6 protein-coding genes are annotated in these 7389 nt (G+C 56.3%); 1 reads left to right on the top strand and 5 read right to left on the bottom strand.

All coding sequences use genetic code 11. The features are described 5' to 3' along the window. Positions 1–306 precede the first annotated feature (306 nt). The 4 genes from ABJZ52_RS15490 to ABJZ52_RS15475 form a co-directional block, all read right to left on the bottom strand. Positions 307–1359: a DMT family transporter gene (locus ABJZ52_RS15490; protein ID WP_348187379.1), complete on the bottom strand. Its 1053-nt coding sequence runs from the start codon at positions 1357–1359 to the stop codon at positions 307–309. Continuing rightward, the gene (locus tag ABJZ52_RS15485; protein ID WP_348187377.1) at positions 1356–1760 is read right to left on the bottom strand and encodes a hypothetical protein; all 405 of its coding nucleotides are present in this window, start codon (positions 1758–1760) and stop codon (positions 1356–1358) included. Before ABJZ52_RS15485 ends, ABJZ52_RS15490 begins: the two co-directional genes overlap by 4 nt. A 280-nt stretch (positions 1761–2040) precedes the next feature. After that, positions 2041–3234: an L-tyrosine/L-tryptophan isonitrile synthase family protein gene (locus ABJZ52_RS15480; RefSeq protein ID WP_348187375.1), complete on the bottom strand. Its 1194-nt coding sequence runs from the start codon at positions 3232–3234 to the stop codon at positions 2041–2043. Positions 3235–3688: 454 nt separating this feature from the next. Continuing rightward, positions 3689–4531, bottom strand: a complete 843-nt coding sequence (locus ABJZ52_RS15475; RefSeq protein WP_348187373.1) for a hypothetical protein — start codon at positions 4529–4531, stop codon at positions 3689–3691. Between the two features lie 262 nt (positions 4532–4793). Between ABJZ52_RS15475 and ABJZ52_RS15470 the strand changes: the two genes are divergently transcribed. After that, positions 4794–4970: a hypothetical protein gene (locus tag ABJZ52_RS15470; protein WP_348187371.1), complete on the top strand. Its 177-nt coding sequence runs from the start codon at positions 4794–4796 to the stop codon at positions 4968–4970. 194 nt (positions 4971–5164) lie between these two features. Here ABJZ52_RS15470 and sctV read toward each other — a convergent pair whose 3' ends face one another. Continuing rightward, the gene (gene sctV / locus ABJZ52_RS15465; protein ID WP_348187369.1) at positions 5165–7309 is read right to left on the bottom strand and encodes a type III secretion system export apparatus subunit SctV; all 2145 of its coding nucleotides are present in this window, start codon (positions 7307–7309) and stop codon (positions 5165–5167) included. Between the last annotated feature and the right edge of the window lie 80 nt (positions 7310–7389).

Raw genomic sequence — 7389 nt, 5'->3', positions numbered from 1 at the left:
CGGCGGATCATCTCCGCTCGACCCAGAGGCGTCGTTCGGGCATTCTTGTGTGGGTTGTTCATCCTTGAAACCTTTCGGTGAATGTTTGGTCGCAAACACCTTCAGGCTTTCAATCCGGATGAACAACCTCCTCAGAACGCACAACTAGCGCTGCCTTCGCGGAAAAATAGTGGGCTCAAAGCAAATCGAATTTAACCGGAATCGCTTTTCGCATATTAGAACTTGGAGCTCCAACGAAAAAACGATGCTGATGTTCGGTTCAAATGCGACATTCTATCAAGCGGTAGCCTCGACAGTGAGGGCAATTCATTGACGGTGCACGTGACAAGGCGGCAATTCACAGCCTCCGTCGATACGATCCCCGAGTGCATCTGAGGTTTGAGGAGGGGTTGGCGGAAGCTGCATGAGGCTGATAGCCCGCCGCGAAGCGGAAAGAGCGGGCACAGGCGTTTTTCGCTTGTTCGCCCCGGCCCCAACCGTATTGTTTCCCCGCCAAGCGATGGACAGACCGGATGCGACGATCAGCGCGGAGCCAATCAGCATTGATTGGCTCAACTGTTCACCGAAGATGACCACACCGAGAACAACGCCGAACAGCATCCTCGAGTACCTGAAGGGGGTAACCGCCGAAATCTCGCCCGTGCGCATTGCTTTCATCAGGCACCAGTATGCGGCGACGCCGGCGCCTACGGCACATGTCAGAACGAAGACGGTGGTGGCATCCGGGCGGATGAAGGGCACAGACTGCCAGGCGGAAACCAGGACACCTGCGACCGCGACGGACAGAAAACCGTAAAATCCGAGGATCGATACGCTGAGTGAAGATGGCGCGGCACGGCTCGCCAGATCGCGCCCGGCGAAACCGATCATCCCAATGATTGCCAGGATCGAAAGGATGGAAAATCCTTCCGAGCCAGGTTGAATTATCATGATGACGCCTGCAAGCCCGACAAGAATAGCGGCCCATCTGCGCCATCCCGCTTTTTCACCGAAAAATCGCTCTGCTCCTGCCACTACGACCAATGGCGTTGCCTGCAGGATCACCGTTGCGGCCGACAGAGGCATGAGAGTAATCGCAAGAATGTAGAACAGGCGACCGGTGACTTCGAAAACCGCCCGGATACGCATGGGCCGCGACACAACGTCTCTGCTGAACAGGCGTTCCTTGCGGGCCAGTGCCATGCCGGCGAAAACAAGAGCGCCGCCCAGGCCGAAAAAGATCAGTATCTGCCCGATCGGTAAGGAGCTGGAAGCCAGCTTGATCAAGGTATCCTCTATGGCAAAGGCACCCATGGATGCGATCATCCAGAGGCAGCCCATGAGGTTTGACTTTCTGTCTGACAAGTGTCTCGTAGTCACGTTTGTCCTCGCGCTCTTTTTCGGTGAGCTGCGCGGGCGCGGGCGCAGGGCGTTGATTGCATGTCGCTGTCGGCTTTCGTTCTGCCAATGCGCCGGATCTGCATGTCCAGGCCTCGGTTCCCCACCAGACTGTCAGGCGGGCGTTGCCACGCGGGTTCGGAAAAGTTTTTCCGGTCGACTTGCCCAGGTGACGACCCTGCATCCGCGTAGTCGGTCGACCGGGTTCCTGTCCGGCGTAGCAGATGCCGCGTGGCAGCGGCCGGTTTGTTGGTGCAGAGGGCCAGCCGATAGCCTTTGTGGCCCAACTCGTTCAGAGTGTCTTCCATACCGGGAAAGAGCCGTGAACCGGAAACGGAATAGTCTTCATACAACTTCGCAAACGGGGCAGCGTCGTCGGGCATCCTCGGTAGACCTCGCCCGTCCAGAGTTCACTCGAGAACCCGTTCGGGGCCATCGCCGATAAAAGCTGACACCTCACTCACGCAGTAGCAACGGGCGCGGTGACACTAGGTAAGGTGGTTGACTGCGTCAGCAATTGCAGCGGCCGAGTCTACGAGGGTTCCGTCGAGATCGAATACGGCGGCGCGGGCACAGCGTGTGGCTTCATTCAATCGATCCTCCTGCGATCGTCGGTGTTGATTTCCGGTTGCCGGCGCCCGGAGACGGCAACCGTTTTGACGTTCAATTCGTCCGGTCTTCCAGATAGTGCATGGTGTAGCCGTCCCGGCCGACGATCCGGGTGTAACCCTGGCGGCCGCAAACGAACATTTCCGGTTCCACCGTCATGTAATGAAGGTCAGTCTTTTCGCAGTGACTGACAACGCCGATACCGTGATATGGAAGAAGGTTTGCCCGGAACTTGTACTCGGGGTAGAGTCGTAGTCCTAGCGAGGAAACCTTTTTCGTGTGGATCGTGGCCCGTAGCGAATTGGGAAAGAAAGCGTCTTCCCATTGAAGATCCGCCGCAGCTGCCTTCAAGGCGCGGTATTCGGCAAGTCCGGTCCGCGCCCGTTGATGTAGATCCTCTGTTGCCCGGCCATCAGGCGCGCCTCCGAACTGATCCCGCAAGGCCTTGTAGTCGAGTTGCCGCTTTGCGGTGTTGAGGCTTGCGGCCATGCTGGCGAGCCAGACATCATAGGATTCCTGGCTGAGACCGTCGGCGAGCGGATCGGCATTGAACCGCGCAGACCAAAGTTCGAAGCTTTTCTGGAAGTCTTCGAAACGGCCCGACAGGATCTGGGACATGTCGTGCAGTTTGATTGTGTCGCCGCAGCCGATATCGTCGACCAGCTCTTGCAGGAGGTCGACATAGCGGATTGCTTCCACGGAGGTCACGCCGAACGGCAAACCGTAAAATGTGCTGTCCGTGATCAGGTGAAAGACGGCTCCCGCCGGATGAAGCTGACGGATCATTTCGGCGATGTTTGCCAGATGGCGCAGCGTGACTTCCTCGGCGGTTGTCGGCACAGTGAGTTGCAGCCGCTTGACCGGGTTGCGGATGACACAGAACACCGGCAGCAGAATGCTGATCGGCGCCCCGGTCTCGCAGGCTTCCATGATCCGGCCCATCCAGACCGGACTTTCGCGATAGCGGCTCCGGGAGTTGAACTGGATCGTCCGGTGGTTGATCAGGTCGAAAATACGCTCGTGCACCGGTTTGTCGGCGGAGGTCTCCTGAAAGCGGTCCCAATCGAGCCGACGGATACTTACGCAATCCCGAAGAACTTGAGCATCTTCAGCGGTGGCTTGCCGTGTGTTTTGAGGCTGGAGCCTCGGATCTTCCTCGGGCCATGTGTATTTAAAGTTGAGTCTTGCATCGCTGATTGCCTCGCCATCGCGTCCGACATCGATGTAAGATGGTGCCATATAGTTCATGCGACTGGGTCCTTCGAAAAGCACGCGCAAAAATTTGCGTCTAGAGCCGGTTTCGGGATGCAGACGGCCGGAACGGCTCTGCTTTCTTCCAGATCACATGTATTGCGCGTGCAGGCCCGGTGCCTGTGCCGCTTGGCACAGACCAGTTTTCAGTCAGGGCTCCCCGCAGCTGGAGAGGGGCCGGGCGAGATGAGGGAATGTCGGGTGTTTCAAAGTCTTGCGACATCAGCCGGTTGCGCTTGACGTGCGTTCGGGAACGCCTCAAAGAGGCCTGCCCAAAAGGCAAAGAGCGCCACCGGTGTGTCCGGCAGCGCCCCGATAATGCTCATTCCCGGGTTAGGGCACGGGGAGGCTGGGGTGTCAAACGAAAGGCTTTACCCCTGAAGGGTCGTGCAACATTGCACAATCAGTCAAAAGCAAATCCGTCAACCATTTTCATCGCAGAAGATAGGAGTTAAGTTGTAGACCCCCGAAGTACTGTTAATTTAGGAGCGTTTCCTTCGCCAACTTCCATAGGATCGAATCTGCTATCAACTAATTGCTGCGATCGCGTTGAAGCACTGCCAACACTGGAGAGATCTGTATGCTTTTGCTTTGTCAGCCTATTTGCAAGCTCCCTGATATATTCCGCGCTTTTAGGGGCACGTTTCGCTTCAAAATAGGATCTCAAAGAGCCTTCAAGGAAGCTCTCGACCTTCTTGCCATCGGGCCCCAAAGCCTCATTTTCCGCCGAATCTCCAGCAGAAAGCGCTTCACTGATTTGAGCAAGGCAAGCGTTTTTTGCGCTGCTATACCATCCACAGTCATCTATGGTTCGGGTCTTAATAATCACAATTTCGGGCTCGAATTTGACCTCAAACCCTTCTCCGTCTCGGTCTTTAGCTTCAACGAAAAAAAAATCAGGGTCAAAACCAGGTCTATTAATCAATTCCATTGTGTTCGGATCGATGTCCTGACCTGCTGCCGGCTTCCAGCCGACTACAACTCCCGCCCTGATTGTTTTGGGAAAGTTTGCCTCAAATTTAATTATTTCGTTTCTGATTATTTTTTCTCTGCGCGCCAGAAAATAATCATGCCGCACCTTCGAGCTAATTAAAAAACGAAACACAGAAGTTACTGAAGTCCTTAGACTAGAAATTCCAGGTTTACTTATATTTTCTCCAAGCGGCGAAAGAGCGGCAGACATTCTCCTTTCTATACGGCGGCCTTTGAAATACGAAATAACGTTTTTGAGTGCCGGTATCTTGCTCGGAGGAACGGCGCCAGCGCTGTCCAATCGTGTCAGCTCGGTTCCCATTTTCCTGGTTCCTTCATGCAATTCTTTAAAACAGAATAAAGCCCACGACGACCCGTCGGTGTTCCATTTGACACACTTCGCTCGGAATCAAATGGACCCTCTAAATAAGACCCTATTTGAACGCTCTCATCTCGCGGCCTCGCGTGGCTTTTCAGGCCCGCTGGACTGCGTTGCGGCAACCAGGCCGATCTGCGTGTCACGCCTTGCCGGCGAACCTGAAAAACGATCCAACAGGGTCTTATTTATTGAGGTTGGAATAGCCTTGCATAGAGATGGTGTCGGAGTGATCACGGTCCGAGCCGGTGCCCGGGGCGGCTTCGGCTTCGTGTGGACCGAAATGCAGCACAGCCGGGAGGCGGCTGCAGAACGACGCCGTGGCTACAGGGTCATTGGCTTCCTCTTGGTCGTGCAATCGTTCGACCCGATGCTGCCGGTTTAGAGCTTCAGGGGGGGCGGCCTGTTGAAGGCCGAAATTTCTGGCTGCCACAATTTCGGCCGCCTCAAGGCGCATTGCACACCATGGTGTCCGCCATCACTTGGTCGCTCAAGCGTATCGCAATCCGGGATCAACGTCCGGCGGCCCTTTAAAGGGTTTAGACGAATGCCGAGGCGACCCCAGATCGTCAATAGATCCTATTCGCCCATGTGAAGCAGAGCCGATTGATCGTCGACGCTGATGCGGTCCAAAGGCTGGATGTTGACGTCCGCCGCCAGTTCCTGAAACGAGAGTACCGGAAGGTCCGGGAAGTCCCGTTCGACGATCTTGCGCACGAACCTGCGCAGATCCATCGGCGCGATGACGGCGGGAGGCGTCGACGACAGGCTGCTGTCGCTCACCGTTCGCTTGATCGAGGACATAAGCTGCCGGTGCATCTCGGGCGAGAGGGCGAGATAGGATGCGCCGGAGGTCTGCCGGACCGCGGCCCTGATCTCGTCTTCGACGCTCTTGGAAAGAAGATATGCCGGAACGATGTTCTGGCCACCCGAGAACTTGTAGGTGATGTAGCGGCTGAGGGCGGTTCTCACATGCTCGGTCAGCATGATCGGGTCCTTTTCCTTCGCGCCCCATTCGACCAGGCACTGCAGGATGGTCCGTGTATCGCGGATGCAAATTTCCTCGCTGACGAGCCGTTGCAGGACGTCGGCGATCGTGGTGATCGGAAGAACGCGCGAGACTTCCTTTACCAGTTCCGCGAAGTCGGTCTCCATCTGGTTTAGCACGTACATCGTTTCTTGGATCCCGACGAACTCCGAGGCGTGGCTCTTCAGCACATGTCCCAGATGAAAGGTCAGCATTGACGTTAGCGTAAGCGCTTGGATCCCAGCAGCCCTTGCGGTCGGCTCGTGTTTCATTGCGACCCAAAGGCTCTTGGTGCGGGGCAGAAAGGCTTCGCCAACCTCGAAGGGAATACCGAACATGTCGAGGTTCGCTTCAGTTTCACGAGCGATGAAGAAGCCAGGTCGAGCCCGGCCCGCGGCAACCGGAATTTCGTTGACCATGATCCGGTATTCGCCCTCTCTCAGATTGTCGTTCAGCCGGAGATTGATTCCCGGAAACGGAACGCCGAGGTCGAAGTAAAGAGCCTTGCGAACGCGCGCGACTTCCTGGTCGAGAATCTCCGGACGGATTGCACCGCGAACGGCGGAGGAAATGTCGACCATGAGAGGGATAGTCAGCTGGAAGGTGATAGCCTTAGATCTGTCGGATTCGTCCTGCGCATCGTCCAGGCCGGGGAACGAAGGCACGCTGCCGTCGGCGGAAACAGCGGGAGCGAAATTGGGAAGGTCGTTGGACGCGCGCGATCTTTTTGCGTTCTTGCGATTGCGCATAATGATTATGCCGCTTGCTCCGCACAGTAGCGACAGAATCAGGAAGACTTCCGGCGGGAAGCCGGGAATTGCCGCGAAGCCGACCATGATACCGCAGGCGATCAACAGTGCCTTGGGTTCCTTTACAAGCTGGAACGTGATGTCGCTGCCGAGGTCTGTGTTTTCCTCCGAAGAGACGCGCGTGACTATGAAGCCGGCGGTGATCGAGATGAAGAGCGCGGGTATCTGGGCAACGAGCCCGTCGCCGATGGTCAGAAGCGCGTAAATGTCGAGGGCTTCGGACGTACTCATACCGCGTTGGTTCGTGCCGATCAGGATGCCGCCGATGATGTTTACGGCGATGATGATCAAGCCGGCGATCGCGTCGCCCTTGACGAACTTCATGGCGCCGTCCATCGCGCCGTAGAGCTGGCTCTCCTTTTCGAGCTTGGCTCTGCGGCGCTTGGCTTCGTCCATTTCGATCAGGCCGGAACGGATGTCCGAATCGATCGACATCTGCTTGCCCGGCAAGGCGTCCAGCGAGAAGCGGGCGGAAACCTCCGCGACGCGTTCCGACCCTTTGGTGATAACGAGGAAATTTACAATCGTGACTATCAGAAAAATCACGATGCCGACGATGAGGTTTCCCGACACTACGAATTCACCGAAGGTTTTGACGATCTGGCCGGCGTCGGCCTGCAGCAAAATAAGGCGTGTCGTGGTAATCGACAGCGCCAGCCTGAACAAGGTCGTCAAAAGCAAAATCGACGGAAATGCGGAGAAGTGCGTCACGTCCGACAAGTAGACTGCGACCATCAAAAGAATGGCTGAGATCGCCAGGTTGACGCCGATCAGGCTGTCGACAATCAATGTCGGCAGCGGAAGGATCATCATGAACACGACGCACAACAACAGGAACGCCAGCACGACGTCGCTGCGCTTCGACAAAACCGTTAAAAATCGGGACATGTGAAAATCAGCCGTGAGTTGTTTCGAAAGCTCTAGCAAAGCCCGACGTCGACGCGTTTGGGTGTGTCGTTTAGCACAGC

The sequence above is a fragment of the Roseibium sp. genome (assembly GCF_039982295.1).
In the GTDB taxonomy this organism is placed as follows: Bacteria; Pseudomonadota; Alphaproteobacteria; order Rhizobiales; family Stappiaceae; genus Roseibium.
The sequence above is the reverse complement of the archived record's forward strand: the minus strand, read 5'-3'. Positions and strand labels throughout refer to the sequence as shown.